Annotated in this window: 17 protein-coding genes; 8 read left to right on the top strand and 9 right to left on the bottom strand. The window is 67.8% G+C overall.

The genetic code is table 11. The annotated features are described in order from the left end of the window. Positions 1-18: 18 nt before the first annotated feature. The 4 genes from ACN5KJ_RS02925 to dusB form a co-directional block, all read right to left on the bottom strand. Entirely contained in the window at positions 19-2,280 is a 2,262-nt protein-coding gene (locus ACN5KJ_RS02925) for an ATP-binding protein (protein WP_418591987.1), read from the bottom strand. Positions 2,281-2,402: 122 nt separating this feature from the next. After that, positions 2,403-3,773, bottom strand: a complete 1,371-nt coding sequence (locus tag ACN5KJ_RS02920) for a response regulator (protein ID WP_418591986.1) — start codon at positions 3,771-3,773, stop codon at positions 2,403-2,405. Then, complete coding sequence (locus tag ACN5KJ_RS02915) at positions 3,773-4,864, bottom strand: two-component system sensor histidine kinase NtrB (protein WP_418591985.1); 1,092 nt, start codon at positions 4,862-4,864, stop codon at positions 3,773-3,775. Before ACN5KJ_RS02915 ends, ACN5KJ_RS02920 begins: the two co-directional genes overlap by 1 nt. Next, positions 4,861-5,841, bottom strand: coding sequence for a tRNA dihydrouridine synthase DusB (gene dusB, locus ACN5KJ_RS02910; RefSeq protein ID WP_418591984.1), 981 nt, complete (start codon positions 5,839-5,841; stop codon positions 4,861-4,863). The genes ACN5KJ_RS02915 and dusB overlap by 4 nt, the downstream gene beginning before the upstream one ends. Before the next feature lie 200 nt (positions 5,842-6,041). Here dusB and ACN5KJ_RS02905 point away from each other — a divergent pair, with 200 nt between their 5' ends. From ACN5KJ_RS02905 to ACN5KJ_RS02895, 3 genes are read left to right on the top strand one after another with little or no spacing between them, the layout of a single operon-like run. Then, positions 6,042-7,175: a bifunctional 2-C-methyl-D-erythritol 4-phosphate cytidylyltransferase/2-C-methyl-D-erythritol 2,4-cyclodiphosphate synthase gene (locus ACN5KJ_RS02905; protein ID WP_418592230.1), complete on the top strand. Its 1,134-nt coding sequence runs from the start codon at positions 6,042-6,044 to the stop codon at positions 7,173-7,175. Then, a complete protein-coding gene (locus ACN5KJ_RS02900; protein ID WP_418591983.1) occupies positions 7,172-7,654 on the top strand; it encodes a phosphatidylglycerophosphatase A in 483 nt (160 codons plus the stop codon). The genes ACN5KJ_RS02905 and ACN5KJ_RS02900 overlap by 4 nt, the downstream gene beginning before the upstream one ends. Further along, positions 7,651-8,121 (top strand): CinA family protein, encoded by a 471-nt coding sequence (locus ACN5KJ_RS02895; protein ID WP_418591982.1) that lies wholly within the window; start codon positions 7,651-7,653, stop codon positions 8,119-8,121. Before ACN5KJ_RS02900 ends, ACN5KJ_RS02895 begins: the two co-directional genes overlap by 4 nt. Positions 8,122-8,232: 111 nt before the next feature. Here ACN5KJ_RS02895 and ACN5KJ_RS02890 read toward each other — a convergent pair whose 3' ends face one another. Together ACN5KJ_RS02890 and ACN5KJ_RS02885 are read right to left on the bottom strand one after the other, a co-directional pair. Beyond that, positions 8,233-8,604 carry a hypothetical protein gene (locus ACN5KJ_RS02890; protein WP_418591981.1) on the bottom strand — a complete coding sequence of 124 codons (372 nt, stop codon included), beginning with the start codon at positions 8,602-8,604 and terminating at the stop codon, positions 8,233-8,235. 100 nt (positions 8,605-8,704) lie between these two features. Continuing rightward, entirely contained in the window at positions 8,705-9,148 is a 444-nt protein-coding gene (locus ACN5KJ_RS02885) for a type II toxin-antitoxin system RatA family toxin (RefSeq protein WP_206565039.1), read from the bottom strand. Between the two features lie 70 nt (positions 9,149-9,218). Between ACN5KJ_RS02885 and hpt the strand changes: the two genes are divergently transcribed. The 3 genes from hpt to ACN5KJ_RS02870 all read left to right on the top strand — a co-directional run bounded on the left by hpt (position 9,219) and on the right by ACN5KJ_RS02870 (position 11,966). Continuing rightward, positions 9,219-9,758 carry a hypoxanthine phosphoribosyltransferase gene (hpt, locus tag ACN5KJ_RS02880; protein WP_347167474.1) on the top strand — a complete coding sequence of 180 codons (540 nt, stop codon included), beginning with the start codon at positions 9,219-9,221 and terminating at the stop codon, positions 9,756-9,758. Between the two features lie 867 nt (positions 9,759-10,625). Beyond that, on the top strand, positions 10,626-11,078 hold the full coding sequence (locus ACN5KJ_RS02875; RefSeq protein ID WP_418591980.1) for a c-type cytochrome: 453 nt from the start codon (positions 10,626-10,628) through the stop codon (positions 11,076-11,078). A gap of 6 nt (positions 11,079-11,084) precedes the next feature. Beyond that, positions 11,085-11,966 (top strand): c-type cytochrome, encoded by an 882-nt coding sequence (locus tag ACN5KJ_RS02870; protein ID WP_418591979.1) that lies wholly within the window; start codon positions 11,085-11,087, stop codon positions 11,964-11,966. Between the two features lie 183 nt (positions 11,967-12,149). Here ACN5KJ_RS02870 and lipA read toward each other — a convergent pair whose 3' ends face one another. Beyond that, on the bottom strand, positions 12,150-13,100 hold the full coding sequence (gene lipA / locus ACN5KJ_RS02865) for a lipoyl synthase (RefSeq protein ID WP_418591978.1): 951 nt from the start codon (positions 13,098-13,100) through the stop codon (positions 12,150-12,152). Positions 13,101-13,407: 307 nt separating this feature from the next. On the opposite strand from lipA, the gene ACN5KJ_RS02860 reads away from it, so the two are divergent. Then, complete coding sequence (locus tag ACN5KJ_RS02860) at positions 13,408-14,898, top strand: catalase (RefSeq protein ID WP_418591977.1); 1,491 nt, start codon at positions 13,408-13,410, stop codon at positions 14,896-14,898. A gap of 216 nt (positions 14,899-15,114) precedes the next feature. Here the strand turns inward: ACN5KJ_RS02860 and ACN5KJ_RS02855 are convergent, their stop codons facing one another. Next, complete coding sequence (locus ACN5KJ_RS02855; protein WP_418591976.1) at positions 15,115-16,224, bottom strand: DUF6456 domain-containing protein; 1,110 nt, start codon at positions 16,222-16,224, stop codon at positions 15,115-15,117. Positions 16,225-16,460: 236 nt separating this feature from the next. Here ACN5KJ_RS02855 and ACN5KJ_RS02850 point away from each other — a divergent pair, with 236 nt between their 5' ends. Continuing rightward, positions 16,461-16,745, top strand: a complete 285-nt coding sequence (locus ACN5KJ_RS02850) for a DUF6477 family protein (RefSeq protein WP_418591975.1) — start codon at positions 16,461-16,463, stop codon at positions 16,743-16,745. A gap of 121 nt (positions 16,746-16,866) precedes the next feature. On the opposite strand, the gene ACN5KJ_RS02845 is transcribed toward ACN5KJ_RS02850, so the two are convergent. Beyond that, positions 16,867-18,411 carry a trimethylamine methyltransferase family protein gene (locus ACN5KJ_RS02845; RefSeq protein ID WP_347167467.1) on the bottom strand — a complete coding sequence of 515 codons (1,545 nt, stop codon included), beginning with the start codon at positions 18,409-18,411 and terminating at the stop codon, positions 16,867-16,869. Positions 18,412-18,415: the final 4 nt, after the last annotated feature.

Below are 18,415 nucleotides of genomic sequence, written 5' to 3'. Positions count from 1 at the left end.
CCTCTCAGGTATTGGTTATCAAACATCTTCCAGTTCCCGCCCCTCTTCGGGGGCCTCCCGGACCGGGCGGGTCAGGGGCATGCGGATCAGGGCCATGGCGCCGCTATGCGCCTCGGGGCCGAAGGGCGGGGCATCTTCCAGCACCAGCGTGCCGCCGTGTTCCTCGATGATCTTCTTGACGATGGGCAGGCCAAGGCCGGTGCCGCTGTCGCGCGTGGTCACGTAGGGTTCGAACAGGCTGGCGCGGTCCTCGGGCAGGCCGACGCCGTTGTCCATGATGCGGATCTCGGCGCGACCGTCCTCGGCGATGGCGGCGCTGACGCGGATCTCGGGGGCGTGGCCCTCGGGCGCGCCCCGTTCCTGCAGCGTGACGATGGCCTCGCCCGCGTTCTTGATCAGGTTGGTCAGCGCCTGCCCGATCATGGTGCTGTCCAGCTCGGCGGGCATCGGGTCGGATGGCAGGTCGGTGACGAAGTGCACGTCCGGCTGACCGGTTTCCTGCAACAACACCGCGCCGCGCAGGATCTCGCCCAGATCCTCGGGCTTGCGCTCGGGCTCGGGCATCCGCGCGAACTTCGAGAACTCGTCGACGATGCGGCGCAAATCACCGGTCTGGCGGATGATCACGCCGGTCATGTCGTCCAGCTTCTGGGCGTCGTCCTCGGGCAGGTGCCGCCCGAACTTGCGTTTGATGCGCTCGGCGGACAGCTGGATCGGCGTCAGCGGATTCTTGATCTCATGCGCGATGCGGCGCGCCACGTCACCCCAGGCCGCCATGCGCTGCGCGCTGACAAGGTTGGTGACGTCGTCGAAGGCCACCACGTACCCTTCAAGCGAGCGGTCGGCGCGGCGGCGGGTGGACAGGCGCACCAAGAGGTGCTCCAGCCGCCCCTCCCGGCTGACCTTGACCTCTTCCTGCGCGGTCTCCAGCGCATCCGCGCGAAGCCGGTCGAAGAGCGCGCCGAATTCGGGCACCGCGACGCCCAGGGGCACCGAGCGGTGGGTTTCGTGCCAGCCCAGCAGGCGTTCGGCAGAGCGGTTGACGAAGGTCACCTTGCCCTCGGCGTCCAGCCCCACGACCCCCGAGGTCACCGAGGACAGCACGGAATCGAACAGCCGCTGGCGGCGCTCGATCTGGCGCGTGTTCTCCAGCAGCGTCTCGCGCTGCGCCTTCAGCTGGCGGGTCATCTGATTGAAGTAGCGCCCCAGCTGCGAGATTTCGTCGTCGCCGTCGTCCTCTACGACCTGAACGTCCAGATCGCCCCCGCCGACGCGCTGCGCGCCGTCGGTCAGGCGGCCCACGGGACGGCTGAGGCGTTCGGCGAACAACAGGCCCGCCCAGGTGGCGGCAAGGATCAGCAGCAGCGCAAAGCCAAGGTACAGCAGCGCGAAGTCGAACAGGCGGCGCCCGCGCTCTGTCTCCTGCTGCTGGTAGAACCGCGCGGTCTCCTGCGTTTCATCGAGCAGGTTCAGCAGCTTGCCGTCCACCGCGCGCGAGATGTAAAGATAGCGGTCAACGAAGGCCCGCAGCGGCAGCAGCGCTCGGAATTCGCCATTGTCCCAGTCCGGGATCAGCGCGATGCCGGCCTTGTCCGCCTGCGCGAAATCCGTCTCGGTGGGTTGTTCGAAATCGAAGAGATAGGACCGTTCGCCCCGGGCGCGGATCGCCCCGGTGCCGTCGATGACATAGGCCTCGCGCAGCCCGCGCTGGATCTGTGCCTGCCCCTGCCCCAGCATGCGCCGCAATTCGCCGTCATCCATGACGAAGGACGCGCGGCGCGAGGCATCCAGGAAGGCGCCGAGCGCGGCGGCATCCTGTTCCAGCCCGGCGCGCGCCTCGGCCTCGTAGCTTTCCGCGGCCTCCAGCGAGGCGCCGACGACGTTCTGCACCCGGCTGGAAAACCAAGTCTCCAGCCCGATATTGATGGTCAGCACGGCAAAGACGGCCACCGTCACGGTGGGCAAAAGCGCCATCATGGCAAAGCCCAGCGTCAGCCGCAGGTGCAGCCGCGACCCGGCGGATTCGCGCCGCCGCGCGGCCACCATGCGCGCCACCCGCGCCAGCACCAAAGCCGCCAGCAGCAGCGTGTAGACAAGGTCCGCCAGCAGCACCAGCCGCAGCGACAGCGAAGAGCCGCCCTGATCCAGAGGGCCGAGAACGAGGAAGGTACAGAAGGCAAGGATCGGCCCCAGCGCGACCAGCGCAAGGGTCACCAGGTTGTGAAACCACCTTTGCCGACGCAGGCGCATAAGAAACGCCCAGGTCGGCGACCGAAACATGGGTCGTGCCCTTGTCGCCACAACCACCTCTCACCATGATGTGCTGCTCGTTGGCAGCGTCCGCCTTATGCTGTGGCCTTCTCCTACCCATGGGGCAACGGGGCCACAGTCCTGTGGTCTTTTTACATCAACTTGCGGCGGCGTGTCACGCGAATATCGAGGTCGGTGATCTTCTTGCGCAGAGTATTGCGGTTGATGCCCAGAAGGTCGGCGCATTTGGCCTGGTTGCCGCCCGTCGCCTCCAGCGCGATCTCGATCAGCGGCGCCTCGATTTCGCGCAGGATGCGTCCGTACAGTCCCGGCGGCGGCAGCATGGCCCCGTGCAGGTCGAAGTAGCGCCGCAGGTGGCGCGAGACGCTGTCGGCCAGCTTGTCGCCATCGCCGCCGCGCAGCACCGGGCCGGTTTCCGGCTGATTGCCCAGCACCGCCTCGACCTCGGCCCGGGTGATTTCCTCGGAGCGGCTGGTCAGCGACAGCCGCCGCACCGCGTTTTCCAGCTGGCGCACGTTGCCGGGCCAGGAATAGACGCGGAACAGCTCTGCCGCGCCCTCGGACAACCAGCGCTTCGCCGCGCCGTCGCGTTCGGCCCGCAGCAGGAAATGCTCTGCCAGAAGCGGGATATCCTCGACCCGCTCGCGCAGCGAGGGCACGGCGATCGCCGCCCCGTCGAGCCGATAAAACAGGTCATGCCGGACCTTGCCGGTCTCGGTCAGGCTTTGCGGATCGTATTGCGAAGACGCCAGAAAACGCGGCACATGTTCGCCGGGCACGTCCATCATGCGCACGATGCGGCCCTGCACCTCGTCGTCGATATCGGCAATCTCGTCGATCAGCAGCGTGCCGCCCCTGACCCGCGCCAGCACCCGCGCCGGGCCGTCGAGGTCGGACAGGTCGGCCCCGGTGACGGTGACGAAGGGCAAGCTGCGCCGGTCGCTGAAATCGTGCAGCGCGCGGGCGATCAGGCTTTTGCCGGTGCCGCTTTCGCCGGTGATCAGCACCGGCAGGTCGGTATTCATGACCCTTGCGACAAGGCGGTACAGTGCCTGCATCGCCGGGGTCTTGCCCACCAGCGGCAGCTCGTCCGGCTCGTCCGCGCCCACCACCGGCTCGTCCCGGCGCGGCTGCTTGTTGCGGTTCTCCAGCGCCCGCGCCGTGCGCTTCATCAGATCCGGCAGATCGAAGGGTTTTGGCAGATAATCGTAGGCCTCGGCCTCGGCGGCCTGAATGGCGGTCATGATGGTGTTCTGCGCCGAGATCACGATCACCGGCAGCCCGGGCCGGTCCTCGGCGATCTTGGGCAGCATCTCCAGCCCGTTGCCGTCGGGCATCATCACGTCCGAGATCACCACATCGCCCTTCCCCTCGCTGACCCAGCGCATCAGCGTCGTCAGCGAAGAAGTCGCGTGGACCTTGCAGCCGGCGCGGGTCAGGGCCTGCGTCAGAACCGTGCGGATCGTGCGGTCGTCGTCGGCAACCAGAACTGTGCCATCCATCACTCGGTCTCCTCGATGGCTGCGGGGCGCGGCGCGCGCGGCAGCGAGATGCGGAACAACGTCCGGCCGGGGACCGAGTCCACCGAAATCCAGCCGCCATGGTCGGAAATGATCTTGCTCACCAGCGCCAGCCCCAGCCCGGTGCCGTTCTCTTTTCCCGAGACGAAGGGGTCGAAGATGTCGCCCTTGATGTCCTCGGGCAGGCCGGGACCGTCGTCGATGATCTCGATCTGAAGGGGCAGCGTCTGCCCGCTGCCATCGGCGCGGCGCAGGCGAAAGCTGTGCTCGTAGAAGGTATGCAGACGGATCGTGCCGCCGGTCTTCGGGTCCGCCGCCTCGGAGGCGTTCTTGATCAGGTTCAGCACCACCTGCAACAGCTGGTCCGGGTCGCCAAGCGCCATGGGCAGCGAGGGGTCGTAATCCTCGATGATCTTCATGTGCCCGCCAAAGCCCAGCAGGGCCGAGCGCCGCGCGCGGTCCAGCACATCGTGGATATTGACCGGGCGCTGTTCCGGCGGAGAGAGGTTGCCGAACTGCTCCACCTGCTCCAGCAGCTTCACGATACGCCGGGTTTCGGCAACGATAAGGTCCGTAAATTCAAGGTCTCCCTTGGGTAAGCTCATGCTGAGAAGCTGCGCCGCCCCGGTGATGCCCGCCAGCGGGTTCTTGATCTCATGCGCCAGCATCTCGGCCATGCCGATGGCGGATTTCGCCGCCGATTTCACGCTGTGGCTCTGGGTCATGCGGCCCGCCAGCTCTCGCGGGGAAATCAGCATGATCATCCAGCCCTCGCGCCCCTGCATCGGCGCGAATTGCAGGTTGCAGACCAGCGGCGGCCGCGCGCCGGTGCCCACGTCGACGTCGTTCACGAACAGCGGCGTGCCGTGTTCGCGGGCCCGTTGCAGGCTTTCCTCCAGCGGCGCATCGACGGCCAGCCGGTCCCAGATCGGCTGCCCCGTCAACCACTTGGCGGAATTGTTGAAGAAGCCCTCGGCGGCGGGATTCATCTCGGCGATCTTTTCGTATTCGTCGATCAGGATCGCCGGAACCGGCAGCGAGGACCAGATCTGCATCTCTGTGGGTCCGGTCATGCCGCCTCGCTTTCGCAGGCAAGGGCCTCGGGCAGCAGGCGCAGCACGCGGGCGGTGTCGCGCTCTGTCATCAGCGGCTTGCGCAGCGTCGCGGGCGTGCCCGCGCGGTCCATGTACCAGCCCAGATGCTTGCGCGCGACGCGGTTGCCCAGCTCGGGGCCGTAGAAGCTGAGCATCGCCTCGTAATGTCCTGAAACCATGTCGATAAGCTCTATTCCTTGCGGGATCTCAGGCGGCGGCGATCCGGTCAGCTGGGACGCCACCTCGGCCAGCAGCCAGGGGGCGCCCTGCGCGCCGCGACCGATCATCACCCCGTCTGCGCCCGACAGGCGCAGCGCCTCGCGCGCGGTCGCGGCATCGGTGATGTCGCCATTGGCGACCACCGGGATCGTCACCGCCTCTTTCACCGCGCGGATCGCCGCCCAGTCGGCGCGGCCCTTGTAGAACTGGCAGCGCGTGCGGCCATGGATCACCACCATCTGCACCCCCGCGCCTTCGGCCCGTTTCGCGAGCTCGGGCGCGTTCAGCGCCGCGTCGTCCCAGCCCAGCCGGGTCTTCAGCGTCACCGGCAGGTCGACGGCGCCCACCACCGCCTCGATCAGGCGCAGCGCGTGGTCGGGCACCTGCATCAGCGCCGAACCGGACCAGCCGCCCGTCACCTTCTTGGCCGGGCAGCCCATGTTGATGTCGATCACCCGGGCGCCCATGTCCGCCACCTGCCGCGCGGCCTCGGCCATGGGCCCCGGCTCGCGCCCGGCGATCTGGACAGAGGTGTTCTCGACCGCCGCGCCCAGTTCCGCCTTCTCGCGGGTGCCGGGGCGCGCGGTCAGGAACTCGCCGCTGGCGATCATCTCGGAGACCACCAGCCCGGCGCCAAAGCCCGAGACCAGCGTGCGAAAAGGCAGATCGGTGATTCCGGCCAGCGGGGCCAGCATCACCGGAGGCAGAATGTCACGGTTGCCGAGTGTCAGGCGCAAATGCCCAGTCCTTGTGCGTTTTCCCCGGATGGGGCTGGTTATGGGTCGAATTACCGTGAACCCTGTATTTGTTCAATGTTTCGGGCCGGATTTCACGCGGACAAAATGCGCATATGCTTAAAATTTAGGCATGCGCGCAGGGCGTTTGCAACGCCGGCCTGCCGCTCTTAGAAGGGCGAAAGCGAAAGGATATCAGAATGATGCGTTGCGCAGTCCTGATTGTCGCCGCCGGACGCGGCACCCGCGCGGGCGGCGAGCTGCCCAAACAGTGGCAAGACCTTGCCGGAAAGCCCGTCGCCCGCTGGACGCTGGAACGCTTCGCCGGACTGGGGCCGACCGTCATGGTCATCCACCGCGACGACCGCGCCCGGGCCGAGGCCGCCTGCGCCGGGCTGCCCGTGACGCTGGTCGAGGGCGGCGCCGAGCGCGCGGATTCGGTGCGCGCCGGGCTAGAGGCCCTCTTGGCCGATGCCCCCGACGCGGTGCTTATCCAGGACGTGGCGCGGCCCTGCACCCCCCCGCATACCATCGCCCGCGTGCGCGCCGCGCTGGAAACCGCCGCCGGGGCCGCGCCCGCCCTGCCCGTGTCCGACGCGCTCTGGACCGGCGCCGGGGAACGGGTCACCGGTACGCAGGACCGCAGCGGCCTGTACCGGGCGCAGACGCCGCAGGGCTTCCACTTTCCCGACATTCTTGCCGCGCACCGCGCCCATCCGGGCGGCGCCGCCGACGATGTCGAGGTGGCCCGTGCCGCCGGTCTGGACGTCACCATCGTTCCGGGCGATGAAGCCAACCTGAAGATCACCCTGCCCGAGGATTTTGCCCGGGCAGCGCGCCTGCTGAAGGAAGACACCATGGATATCCGCGTCGGGAACGGCTTTGACGTACATGCTTTTGAAGAGGGCGACCACGTCATCCTCTGCGGTGTGCGCGTCCCGCATGACCGCAAGCTCAAGGGCCATTCCGATGCCGATGTCGGGATGCATGCGGTGACCGACGCGCTGTACGGCGCCATGGCCGAGGGCGACATCGGCCAGCACTTCCCGCCCTCCGATCCGCAGTGGAAAGGCGCGGCCAGCGAGATATTCCTGACCCATGCCGCCGAAATGGCGCGGCAGAAGGGGTTCGGGATATCCAACGTGGACATTACCCTGATTTGCGAGCGGCCCAAGGTCGGCCCCCATGCCGCCGCCATGCGGGCAAGGATGGCGCGCCTGCTGGGCCTTGACGAGGACCGGGTGTCGGTGAAGGCCACCACCTCGGAACGGCTGGGCTTCACGGGCCGCGAAGAAGGCATCGCGGCGCTTGCCACCGCGACGCTGGTGAAGCCATGAGGTGGATCGCATCGGTCGGTGGCGTCGGCTATCTTAGGCCCGCGCCGGGCACATGGGGATCGCTTGCGGCGCTGCCGCTGGCCTATGGCATCCTGCTGCTGGGCGGCTTCTGGCTGCTGCTGATCGCCACCGTCGCGGCCCTTGCGCTGGGGTGGTACGCCACCGCAGAGGTCACGCGGGACGGCGAGCATGACCCGTCCTGGGTGGTGGTGGACGAGCTTGTCGGCCAGTGGATCGCGCTGTTCCCGGTGGGCTACGGTGCGGGCATGATGGGTGTCGACCCTTGGCGGCTCTGGCCCGGCTGGGTCGCGGGCTTCGTGCTGTTCCGCCTCTTCGACATCTGGAAGCCCTGGCTGGTGGGCCGCATGGACGCGCGCGGCGACGCGGGCGGGGTGATGCTGGACGATGTCGTCGCGGGCATCATGGCGGCAGTGGTCTCGATCCTGCTGGCAGGTCTCGCGCACGGGGTGCTGATGTGAGCCCGCTCGCCCGGCAGATCGTGGAACAGGCCAGCGCGCGGGGTGTCACCGTCACCTGCGCCGAAAGCTGCACCGGCGGCCAGGTGGCCGCCGCGATCACCGATGTGGCCGGGTCCTCCGCCGTCTTCGCCTACGGCTTTGTCACCTATTCCAACGGCGCCAAGGTCGACCTTCTGGGCGTCCACCCCGAAACGCTGGAGGCGCACGGCGCCGTCTCGGAAGAGGTCGTGCGCGAGATGGCGCAGGGCGCGCGGGTCCGGGCGGGCGCGGATATCGCCGTGGCGATCAGCGGCATCGCCGGACCCGGCGGGTCCGAGTTCAAGCCCGAGGGCCGTGTCTGCTATGGCCTTGCCACCGCAACGGGGGTCACGGCCCAGACCATCGACCACGGCGCCCTGGGCCGTGCAGAGGTGCGCCTTGCCGCCCGCGATCACGCGCTGTCGCTGATCCTTGGCGCATTGGGCTAAGGACGCGCGACGGCCCCACCTGCCCAGCGATGGCAGGCCGTGCCAAGACAGGCCACGGACAGAAAGCACCCGACCCAGGCCCGACCATCCGCCCGCAAGGGGACCGGGCCGTTACGCCGTGATCAGCAGCTTGCCGGTCTCGCCCCCCGCCATGGTCCCGGCGGCATCCCGGTAGCCCTGCCCCGCCGCGCAGGCGATATCCTCTGGCGCCACCGGGTCGCCCCTTCCGTTCACCGCCGCCGCGAAGGCCCTGACCGTTTGCGCGCTGGCCGCGGTCGGCGTCGCCGCCGGGGCCGGGTTGGCCCCCGTTGCCTGCGTCACCTGCCCCGTGGCAACAGGCAGACCGGCGCCGTTGGGCGCGGCAGAAGAGGCACCGGCCTCTTTCCTTGCCTGTCCCGGGGGCGTCCCATCCGCCGACGCGCCGGGGCGCTGGACCTGCTGCGCGGCGGGCGCATAGGCGGCTGCCGTGAAGATGGACGTCATGAATTGGTCCCTCCCTTGCGAATGGTGGGACTCTGGTCGCGAAATCGGGCGAAACCTTGGCAGGTCGCCGCCGATCCTACCCTGTGGTTAACGCGGCGCTTCAGCCGTAGAGTTCAGCCGCCCGCCGTTCGAAGGCCCGCACGATGCGCTGCATCGCCTCGTAGAAGAACATCCCCGCCGCGCTTTGCAACAGCCTGTTCTTGAACTCGAAATCCACGAAGAACGCGACCTCGCAGCCGCCGTCGACATCCTTGAAGGCCCAGTTCGACTTCATGTGCCTGAACGGCCCGTCAAGGTATTCGGTGTCGATCTTCATCGCCTCGGGCCACAGCACCACCCGCGAGCCGAAGGTCTCGCGGAACACCTTGAACGAGATCACGAGGTCCGCCAGCATCTCCGTGTGGTCGCCCTTGTCCTCGGTCCTGCGGATGCGCGCGGCGGCGGTCCAGGGCAGGAACTTCGGATAACTCGCCACATCCGCCACCAGATCGTACATCTGCTGGGCCGTGTAGGGCAGCGTCTTGGTCTCGGAATGTGTCGGCATGTCGCTCTTTTTGGTGGGGCACAATGGGCGCTGATGTCGTATAGGGGGCGCAAATATTCAAGGGGATACCATGACAGAGCGACCTTATGTCGTCGACGAGATGATCTCGGCCAAATCCATCGCCGCCCGCATCGAAGCGCTGGCGCGCGAGATCGACGCGGCCTTTGCCGATACCGAAAAGCTGGTTGTGGTGGGGCTGCTGCGCGGCTCTTTCGTGTTCATCGCCGACCTCGTGCGAGAGCTGCGCCTGCCGGTCGAGGTCGATTTCCTCGAGGCCTCCTCCTACGGCGATGCGATGGAATCGAGCCGCGAGGTGCGCATCCTCAAGGACCTGCGCTCTGGCGTCGAGGGCCGCGACGTGCTGGTGGTCGAGGACATCGTCGACACCGGCCACACGCTGCACCACGTCACCGGCCTGCTGCGGTCGCGCGGCCCGGCCCGGTTGAAAAGCATCGCGCTGCTCGACAAGCCCACGCGCCGCGAGGTCGATTTCCGCTCGGACTGGCTGGGCTTCGAGATCCCCGACGAGTTTGTCGTGGGCTACGGCATCGACTTCGCCCAACGCAACCGGAACCTGCCCTACATCGGAAAGGTCCGCTTCACGGACTAGGCGGCACGGGGGCGCCGCCTGCCGAAAGGACGGCAGGAGGATCTCCATGGACGTGACATGGCGCTACGGCTGCCCGCAGGGCCAACACCGCGCTGCTTGTAAGCGCAGCGGCGCAGACCGAGGGCCAGCGCAGCCTGTCGGAAAGCCCGGACAGGCCGGGCGCGCAGATCATCCGCATCGGCGGCGACGTTGCGGTCGCCGCCACGCTTTTGGCGCGGGTGCCCGGGGGCGGGATGGCGCGGCGCCAGGGGCCGGGGGGTGACGCCCTCTGACTTCCGCGCCGTCGCGCAGGTCCGGCGGCACGAGGCCTGGCACCTGGTGATGGCCACTGGCCCGTGCCACGCCGACGGGCTGGCAGGGGGGGGCCGTGGGCCGCGACGCCTGCGACATGGCCTTCATCGACCACCAGGCGCCGTCAGAGCTGTCGGAGCAGGCGGTCACGATCCGGCGGATCGGCTGACGGCGGCGCCAAGGGCCTTGCCCGGCGACGCTCCCTCTGTGCGCGGACGCGGCGAAGGCCCTTGGCCTCACGCACGCGGACCGCGCGGGCGAAAGGGCCTTGGCACGCGGCGCACCGCAGGCCATGCGCGCGGCGAAGGCCCTTCGCCTCCGGGCACACCGCTGGCTGCGCCCCCCAATGCCGCCCCCTGCCAGCAGGTACAGCCAAGGCACCTGTTTGCACGGTTTTTGCATCGTCTGACGCCATCGCTGCCGAAAGCATCGGCGCGGCGCTCGCATCCGGTCAATTCAACGTGATTCAGACGGGTTTTCAGCGCCTTGCCGCCTGCGTCGGGCTGTCGCACTATAGGATTGTCACAGTCACCATGCACAGTATGCTGGCACCATTGCACTTTAGGGAGTCACCCAATGACAAAGCTTTTTGCAGTCGCGGCAGCCACCGCCCTCATGATCACCCCCGCCTTTGCCCAGGAAATCCCGCAGGCCGTGAAGGCCCGTCAGGGCCAGTTCAACATCCTCGCCCTGAACCTCGGCGTGCTCGGCGGCATGGCCCGCGGCACCGTCGATTTCGACCAGGAGGCCGCGCAGGCCGCCGCCGATTCCCTCGTGGCGGTGAGCATGGTCAGCCAGCACGCCATGTGGCCCGAAGGCACTTCGGTCGACGACCTGGATGCCACCCGCGCCAAGGCCGAGATCTGGTCCGACATGGATGACTTCGGCTCGAAATGGGCCGCCCTGGGTGAGGCCGCGACCGCCATGCAGGCCGCCATCGGCGAGGGTCAGGCCGCCATCGGCCCGAACATGGGCCCGCTCGGCAATGCCTGCAAGGCCTGCCACGACACCTACCGCACGCCCGAGTAATCCGGGATGAAGAAGCTCCTTGGCTTCCTGGTCCCGGCCGCGATTGTCGCGGCCGGGGCCGGCTGGTTCCTGACCGGACCCTCGCAGGTCGATGCCTCGGCCTACGAGGGCCTCACCGGCGATGCCGACCGGGGTGAGACCGTCTTCACCGCCGCCGGCTGCGCCTCCTGCCACCACGCGCCCGAGGGCGAGGCCAAGCTGGTGCTGGTCGGCGGGCAGCCCTTCGCCTCGGACTTCGGCACCTTCTACGCGCCCAACATCACCCCCGACGCGCAGGCCGGGATCGGCGACTGGTCCCTGACCGACCTCGCCAACGCGCTGACGCAGGGTGTTTCGCCGCAGGGGCAGCACTACTACCCCGCCTTCCCCTACACCGCCTATTCCAAGATGGAGCCGCAGGACGTCGCGGACCTCTGGGCCTACATGCAGACCCTGCCCGCCGATGGCACGGCGTCGCAGGCCCATGACGTGGGCTTTCCGTTCAACATCCGTCGCTCGCTTGGCGGCTGGAAGCTGCTGTTCTTCCGCGAGAGCTTCGTGATGGACGTGGACCCCAACCTGGAACGCGGCCGCTATCTTGTCGAGGCGCTGGCCCATTGCGCCGAATGCCACACGCCGCGCAATGCCTTGGGCGGGCTGGACCGGGGCCGCTGGATGGGCGGCGCGCCGAACCCCTCGGGCGAGGGCAGTATCCCGCCGCTGACCCCTGACAAGCTGTCGTGGTCGGCAGAGGACGTGGCCTATTACCTCGAAACCGGCTTCACGCCGGAATTCGACGCGGTCGGCGGTCACATGGCCGAGGTGGTCGAGAACTTCTCGCAGCTTACGGCAGAGGACCGCAAGGCTGTCGCCGCCTACGTCAAGGCCCTGCCGCCGCTGGGCGAGTGACACCCCCTGCCCCGGCAGACCGACAAATAAGAAAGCGCCGCAGACCCGGGTCCGCGGCGCATTCCTATATCCATTGGTTGGCAGCCGAACCCGGCTTCACTCTCTCCGGCCTCAGTGCAAGACCGCACCAGATCGACCAACACGCACGACGAAAGCGGCCCGGACAGATCGGCCAGCCTGCCCTCAGGCCTTGGCCAGCTTCGCCTCGCGCGCGTCCCGCAGCCGGGCGAAATCGTCGCCCGCGTGGTAGCTCGACCGCGTCAGCGGCGTGGCCGAGACCATCAGGAAGCCCTTACCGAAAGCCGCCTTTTCATAGGCCGCGAACTCGTCGGGATGCACAAAGCGGTCCACCCTGTGGTGCTTGGGCGTCGGTTGCAGGTACTGGCCGATGGTCAGGAAATCCACGTCCGCCGCGCGCATGTCGTCCATGACCTGCCGCACCGACTGCGCGTCCTCGCCAAGGCCGACCATGATGCCGGACTTGGTGAAGATATGCGGATCCAGTTCCTTCACCCGCTGTAACAGGCGCAGCGAATGGAAATACCGCGCCCCGGGCCGCACCTCGGGGTACAGCCCCGGCACGGTCTCGAGGTTGTGGTTGAAGACATCCGGCTTGGCGGCCACGACGATCTCCAGCGCCTCCGGCCCGCATTTCAGAAAGTCGGGCGTCAGGATCTCGATGGTCGTGCCCGGCGCGCGATGCCGCACGGCGCGGATGGTCTGGGCGAAATGCTCCGCCCCGCCGTCCTCCAGGTCGTCGCGGTCGACGCTCGTGATCACGACATGGTTCAGCCCCAGCTTCTGCACCGCATCGGCCACCCGCCCCGGCTCGAAGACATCCAGCGTATCGGGCCGCCCGGTGGCGACATTGCAGAAGGTGCAGCCGCGCGTACAGATCTCGCCCATGATCATCATGGTCGCGTGGCCCTGGCTCCAGCATTCGCCGACATTGGGACAGCCCGCCTCCTGGCAGACGGTCACCAGGTTGTTGTCCTGCATGATCCGCCGCGTCTCGGCATAGCCCTTGCCGCCGGGCGCCTTCACCCGGATCCAGTCCGGCTTCTTCGGCTGGGCATTGTCCCTGCGGTGGGCCTTCTCGGGGTGGCGTTCCTGGGGGATCTTGAGATCGCGCATGGGATGGCGGCCTTTCTCGGGCTCCGGTCTTTCTGTCTAGGTAACCCCCCGCCCGCGAAAAAGCCAGTGCCCCGGATGACGCAGCGCCATGCATGCCGCGCAAACCCCGCAAAAGCCGCGCCCCCCGCTTCTTTGGTCCCCCAATACCTTGGGGGGGCGAGCGCAGCGAGCGGGGGCAAAGCCCCCACCCGGTCGCCTGCCGACAGGCGGGCGAGGCAAAGGATTTCCCTATCGCTCCGACAGGTTCTTTCAATGGAACCTATCGATTCACCCCCGCATTTTCCCGGCAGCACAAAGGAGCATTCCCATGTCGAAACGGCAGACAACAAGCGCCGGCGCGCCGGTCCCCACCAACGAGACGTCGAAGACCGCGGGCGCCCGCGGCCCGGTGCTGCTGGAAGACTACCAGCTGATCGAGAAACTCGCCCATCAGAACCGCGAGCGCATCCCAGAGCGCGCGGTCCACGCCAAGGGCTGGGGCCTTCAGGGCACCTTCACCGTCACCCATGACATCACGAAATACACCCGCGCGAAGCTCTTCAGCGAGATCGGCAAGCAGACCGAGGTGCTGTCGCGCTGGTCCACCGTGGCGGGGGAACAGGGCGCGGCGGATGCCGAGCGCGACGTGCGCGGCTTCAGCCTGAAGTTCTACACCGAGGAAGGCAATTGGGACATGGTGGGCAACAACACCCCCATCTTCTTCGTCCGCGACGCCTACAAGTTCCCCGACTTCATCCGCACGCAGAAACGCCACCCCCAGACCAACCTGCGCTCGCCCGAGGCGATGTTCGACTTCTGGGCGGGCCAGCCGGAATCGGTGCATCAGGTGACGATCCTGATGTCCGACCGGGGCATTCCGAAGAACCCCGCGCATATGCACGGCTATGGCTCGCACACGTTCAGCATGTGGAACGAGGCCGGAGAGCGGCATTGGGTGAAGTTCCACTTCCGCTGCCAGCAGCCCATCGAGAACCACACCAACGAGGAAGCAAAGAAGCTGATCGGCGAGACCCGGGAGAGCTTTCAGGAGGACCTCTGGACCATGGTCTCCGAAGGCACGTTCCCGAAGTGGACGCTGTTCATTCAGGTGATGAAGGAAGGCGAGGAAGACAGGTTCCCCTTCAACCCCTTCGACCTGACCAAGGTCTGGCCGCATGCCGACTATCCGCTGATCGAGGTCGGCGAGCTGGAGATGCACACCCTGCCCGAGAACTACTTCCAGATGGTCGAGAACGCCGCCTATTCGCCGTCGAACGTGGTGCCGGGCATCGGCTTCAGCCCCGACAAGATGCTGCAGGCGCGGATCTTCTCCTACGCCGATGCGCACCGCTACCGCCTTGGCACGCATTACGAGGCGCTGCCCGCCAACGCCCCCAAGGCCCCGGTCGCGCATTACCACAAGGACGGCGCGATGCGCTTTTTCCGGAACGACACCGGCAACCCGGATGCCTATTACGAGCCCAACCAGTACGAGGACGCGCCGCGCCCCGACCCCTCGGTGCAGGAGCCGCCACTGAAGATCGACGCAGAGGCCTATCGCTATCCGCAAGAGGTCACGGAGGACGATTTCGTCCAGCCCCGCGCGCTGTATCTGGAGGTTCTGGACGATGACGCGCGCAAGCGCCTGCACCAGAACATGGCCGGCGCCATGGCGCCCTGCTCGGACGCGGTCAAGGAACGCTGGTACGCGGTGCTGGAGCGCGTACATCCGGCCTATGCCAGGGGCGTCCGGGAAGCCGCCGAAAGCGCGCCCGCCCTGCCGGTGACACCGGACACGCCCACCAAGGCGGCGGAGTGAGCGCTTCACTCTGATGACGTGATCGCGCCGTTCTGATGAGGTGACGCCACCGCACCGAAGACTGACCACCCTCGCAGGCCACTGCGGGGGCGTTTTCCTTCGGACCACCGCTGTCAGTCGGAATGCGCCGGGCTGCCGCGCTCGGCCTTTGGCCTGCGTCCGCGCGCCAACGCTGCAAGGCTACAAAGCGCGGTCCGCTCTGGGACAACCCAATCCTCAGCCGAGGAAATCTCCGCCCTGCCGGGACATCGCGTCGTAATGCCGCCGCAGCCGTTGCAGCGCGATCCGCAGCACCACCTTGCCCGAACGCGCCGACCAGCCCAGCCGCTTTTCGGTGGTTTCCAGCCCTTCGAGGTAGCAGCAGCAGCGCAGCGCCACGTCCCCCAAACCCGGCCCCAGATCGCGCAGCGCGGCGCGCAGACGCGCCTGCGCCGGATTGGCCTCCGCGCCCTCGGCGATCTCGACCGGGGCCTCCTGCACGTAGCGGTCCCAGCTTTGCACGCTGCGCGGCCCCAGCTGCGCCAGCTCGTATTCCTCGCGCAGGCGCTCGCCCGCGGCGATCAGCGGCTCCGTCAGGAACGGCATGCCCTCCTTGTCGCGCCGCCGCCCCAGCGCCGTCAGTGGGCTTTCGGCCAGCACGTAGCGGCTCTTGCGGGCGCGCGGATCGCGCTCGACCGCGTCCAGCCCGGCCTCGGCGGCGCGACCGGTCTCGAACCCGGCCTGCGCCTCGGCGAAACCCCGGACCTTGTTTTCCTGCTCCGCCACCAGGCGGTTCAGCGCCGCCCGCCCTGACGCCGTCACCCGGTAGCGCGAGATCCGCGCCGGCTGATCGCAGGCGATCCAGCCCTTCAGCGCCATGGCCTCGGCCACGGCCACATCGACCACCCCGGTCCGGGCGCTGCCGCCGTCGCCGGTGTCGCGCACCACCACGGCCTTGTCCATCTCGGCGGCGACGGCCAGCACCGCCCCGCTTTCACACAGGCGCCTGAGGATTCGCCGCGCCTCGCGCGCCAGTGTCAGTGCGTCCGGCGGTGCCGGGTGTTGATTGGCAGCATTCATCGGATCCCTGTCCTTTCTGGTCATTCGATCCATGGCCGACGCCCGCGCCACGCCGAGGCTGCTGAGCGCCGCGTCTATCAGGGGATCGTCGCGCCGCGTCTCGATCCTGCGCACTTGCCGCAGCACGGTCGAGGCATGGCACCCCGCCTGCCGCGCCAGCGCCCGGATCGATTGCCCCTGCTCGGTATGAGCAAGGTAGACGCGCGCCGCATCGGGAACCCATTCCGGCAAGCGGTTCCACGGCGGCTTCACACCTGTGTCCATCATGACATCCCTCCGTCCCGGAAGTTTTCCACAGCTTTATCCACAAGCCGCGGGACGCAACCTTCGCGTGTGCCAGTTACCTATTCGTTAACAAAGACCCCTTAAAACGCGTCATTGTTGACGAAACCTAAGAAAGAATAACGATTCCTGAATCGCTCGCGCGCGGTGTCCGCGCCTGCGCAACACCCGCTTCGGATGTGCCTAAGCTTGACCCATCCGCCTAACGAGAGGGTTCCCCCATGAAGGATGTTCTGGGACTGTTGACCGAAATGCGCCGCCCGCGACTGTTGATCCGCGCCGCCCGCATCGGGGCCGAGGACTACCGGCGCAACCCGCAGCTGCACCGCCTGCTCGGGCAGGGATCCCTGCCCCGCCCCGGTGCCGCGCTGATGAAGCTGATCGAGATCGAGGCCCTGCTCGACGACTGCCGCCGGGGCGATGATGCCGCCTATTCGGTCAGCCGCCATGTCGAGGTTCTGACCGCCATGATGGGCGAGGCCCGCATCCTGAGCGACGCCGGCTGAGCGCCGGACAGCCAGATACCGCGCTGGACGGCCGCCGCCCGCGCGGCCATCGCGGCCCCGACCTCCGGCCGTCAAACCCGGCGCGGGTCGTCGGCCCGGGACGAATGCCCCGGGCGAGGGGTCAGGCGAAGGCGTCCGGAAGCTCTTCCTTGCGCTTTGCCACATAGGCCTGAAGCGCCTCTGCGGTGGCCGGGTCCATGGCCGGCTGCTGGTAGCTGTCCAGAAGCTTCGCGACCCGCGCCTGCGCCAGCACGACGGTATCGCGGCCACCGTCTTCCGCCCATGTCTCGAAGGGCTTGTAGTCCAGCAGGTCCGAGCGCCAGAAGGCCGTCTTGAAATTGGCCTGCGTATGCGCGCAGCCAAGGTAGTGGCCGCCCGGACCGACCTCGCGGATCGCGTCCATCGCCAGCGTGTCGGCGTCGACGCGCACACCCTCGGCCATCTTGTGCAGCGCGCCAAGCTGGTCGGCGTCCATCACGAACTTCTCGAAAGAGGCAACGAGGCCGCCTTCCAGCCAGCCGCAGGCGTGCAGCATGAAGTTGACGCCCGACAGAAGGCCCATGTTCAGCGAATTCGCGGTCTCGTAGGCGGCCTGCGCGTCCGGCAGCTTCGATCCGCAGAACGATCCCGCCGAGCGGAAGGGCAGCCCCAGCCGCCGCGCCAGTTGCCCGGCGCCATAGGTGATCTGGCTGGCCTCGGGGGTGCCGAAAGTGGGCGCGCCCGAGTTCATGTCGATCGAGGTCACGAAGGCGCCGAAGATCACCGGCGCACCGGGCCGCACAAGCTGCGAATAGGCCACGCCCGCCAGCACCTCGGCCAGCACCTGCACCAGCGTCCCCGCCACCGAGACCGGCGCCATGGCGCCGCCGACGATGAAGGGCGAGACGATGCAGGCCTGCATGTTCGCGGCATAGACCTCCAGCGCGCCCATCATCACGTCGTCGAAGGTCAGCGGAGAGTTGATGTTGATGAGCGAGGTCATCACCGTGTTGTCGCGCACGAAGTCCTGCCCGAACAGCACCCCGCACATGTCGACGCTGTCCTGCGCCCGGCTGGGTTCGGTGACCGAGCCCATGAACGGCTTGTCCGACAGGGTCATATGGGCGTGCAGCATGTCGAGGTGGCGCTTGGACACCGGGATGTCGGTGGGTTCGCAGACCGTGCCGCCGGAATGGTGCAGCCACTTGGACATCTGCCCCAGCTTCACGAACTTGCGGAAATCCTCGATGGTGGCATAGCGCCGCCCGCCATCGAGATCGCGCACGAAGGGCGGGCCGTAGACCGGTGCCAGAACCAGGTTGCGCCCGCCGATCTCGACGTTGCGCGCCGGGTTGCGGGCGTGCTGGGTGAAGGTCGCGGGGGCCGTGGCACAAAGCTGCCGTGCAAGACCGCGCGGGATGCGCACCCGCTCGCCCTCGACATCGGCGCCCGCGTCGCGCCACCGCTGCAGCGCGGCGGGATTGTTGACGAAATTGACGCCGATCTCCTGCAGGACCTGCTCGGCGTGATCCTCGATCAGCGCCAGCGCCTCTTCGTCCAGCAGCTCGAAGTTGGCGATATTGCGCTCGATGTAGCGCGCGGTCTCGATCGCGGTCGAGGTCCGCTCGGCCCGGCGCGCGGCACCGCCGCCGCCCCTGCCCCGTCTGCGCACTGCTGCTTCTGCCATGGCC

Source organism: Ponticoccus sp. (in: a-proteobacteria) (assembly GCF_048381735.1).
This window is presented reverse-complemented; position numbering and strand designations above follow the sequence as displayed.

Coding starts and splice junctions, on each gene's coding strand:
- ACN5KJ_RS02925 (WP_418591987.1), bottom strand. CDS start 2,280: ATGTTTCGGTCGCCGACCTGGGCGTTTCTTATGCGCCTGCGTCGGCAA.
- ACN5KJ_RS02920 (WP_418591986.1), bottom strand. CDS start 3,773: ATGGATGGCACAGTTCTGGTTGCCGACGACGACCGCACGATCCGCACG.
- ACN5KJ_RS02915 (WP_418591985.1), bottom strand. CDS start 4,864: ATGACCGGACCCACAGAGATGCAGATCTGGTCCTCGCTGCCGGTTCCG.
- ACN5KJ_RS02905 (WP_418592230.1), top strand. CDS start 6,042: ATGCGTTGCGCAGTCCTGATTGTCGCCGCCGGACGCGGCACCCGCGCG.
- ACN5KJ_RS02900 (WP_418591983.1), top strand. CDS start 7,172: ATGAGGTGGATCGCATCGGTCGGTGGCGTCGGCTATCTTAGGCCCGCG.
- ACN5KJ_RS02890 (WP_418591981.1), bottom strand. CDS start 8,604: ATGACGTCCATCTTCACGGCAGCCGCCTATGCGCCCGCCGCGCAGCAG.
- ACN5KJ_RS02885 (WP_206565039.1), bottom strand. CDS start 9,148: ATGCCGACACATTCCGAGACCAAGACGCTGCCCTACACGGCCCAGCAG.
- hpt (WP_347167474.1), top strand. CDS start 9,219: ATGACAGAGCGACCTTATGTCGTCGACGAGATGATCTCGGCCAAATCC.
- ACN5KJ_RS02875 (WP_418591980.1), top strand. CDS start 10,626: ATGACAAAGCTTTTTGCAGTCGCGGCAGCCACCGCCCTCATGATCACC.
- ACN5KJ_RS02870 (WP_418591979.1), top strand. CDS start 11,085: ATGAAGAAGCTCCTTGGCTTCCTGGTCCCGGCCGCGATTGTCGCGGCC.
- lipA (WP_418591978.1), bottom strand. CDS start 13,100: ATGCGCGATCTCAAGATCCCCCAGGAACGCCACCCCGAGAAGGCCCAC.
- ACN5KJ_RS02860 (WP_418591977.1), top strand. CDS start 13,408: ATGTCGAAACGGCAGACAACAAGCGCCGGCGCGCCGGTCCCCACCAAC.
- ACN5KJ_RS02855 (WP_418591976.1), bottom strand. CDS start 16,224: ATGATGGACACAGGTGTGAAGCCGCCGTGGAACCGCTTGCCGGAATGG.
- ACN5KJ_RS02850 (WP_418591975.1), top strand. CDS start 16,461: ATGAAGGATGTTCTGGGACTGTTGACCGAAATGCGCCGCCCGCGACTG.
- ACN5KJ_RS02845 (WP_347167467.1), bottom strand. CDS start 18,411: ATGGCAGAAGCAGCAGTGCGCAGACGGGGCAGGGGCGGCGGCGGTGCC.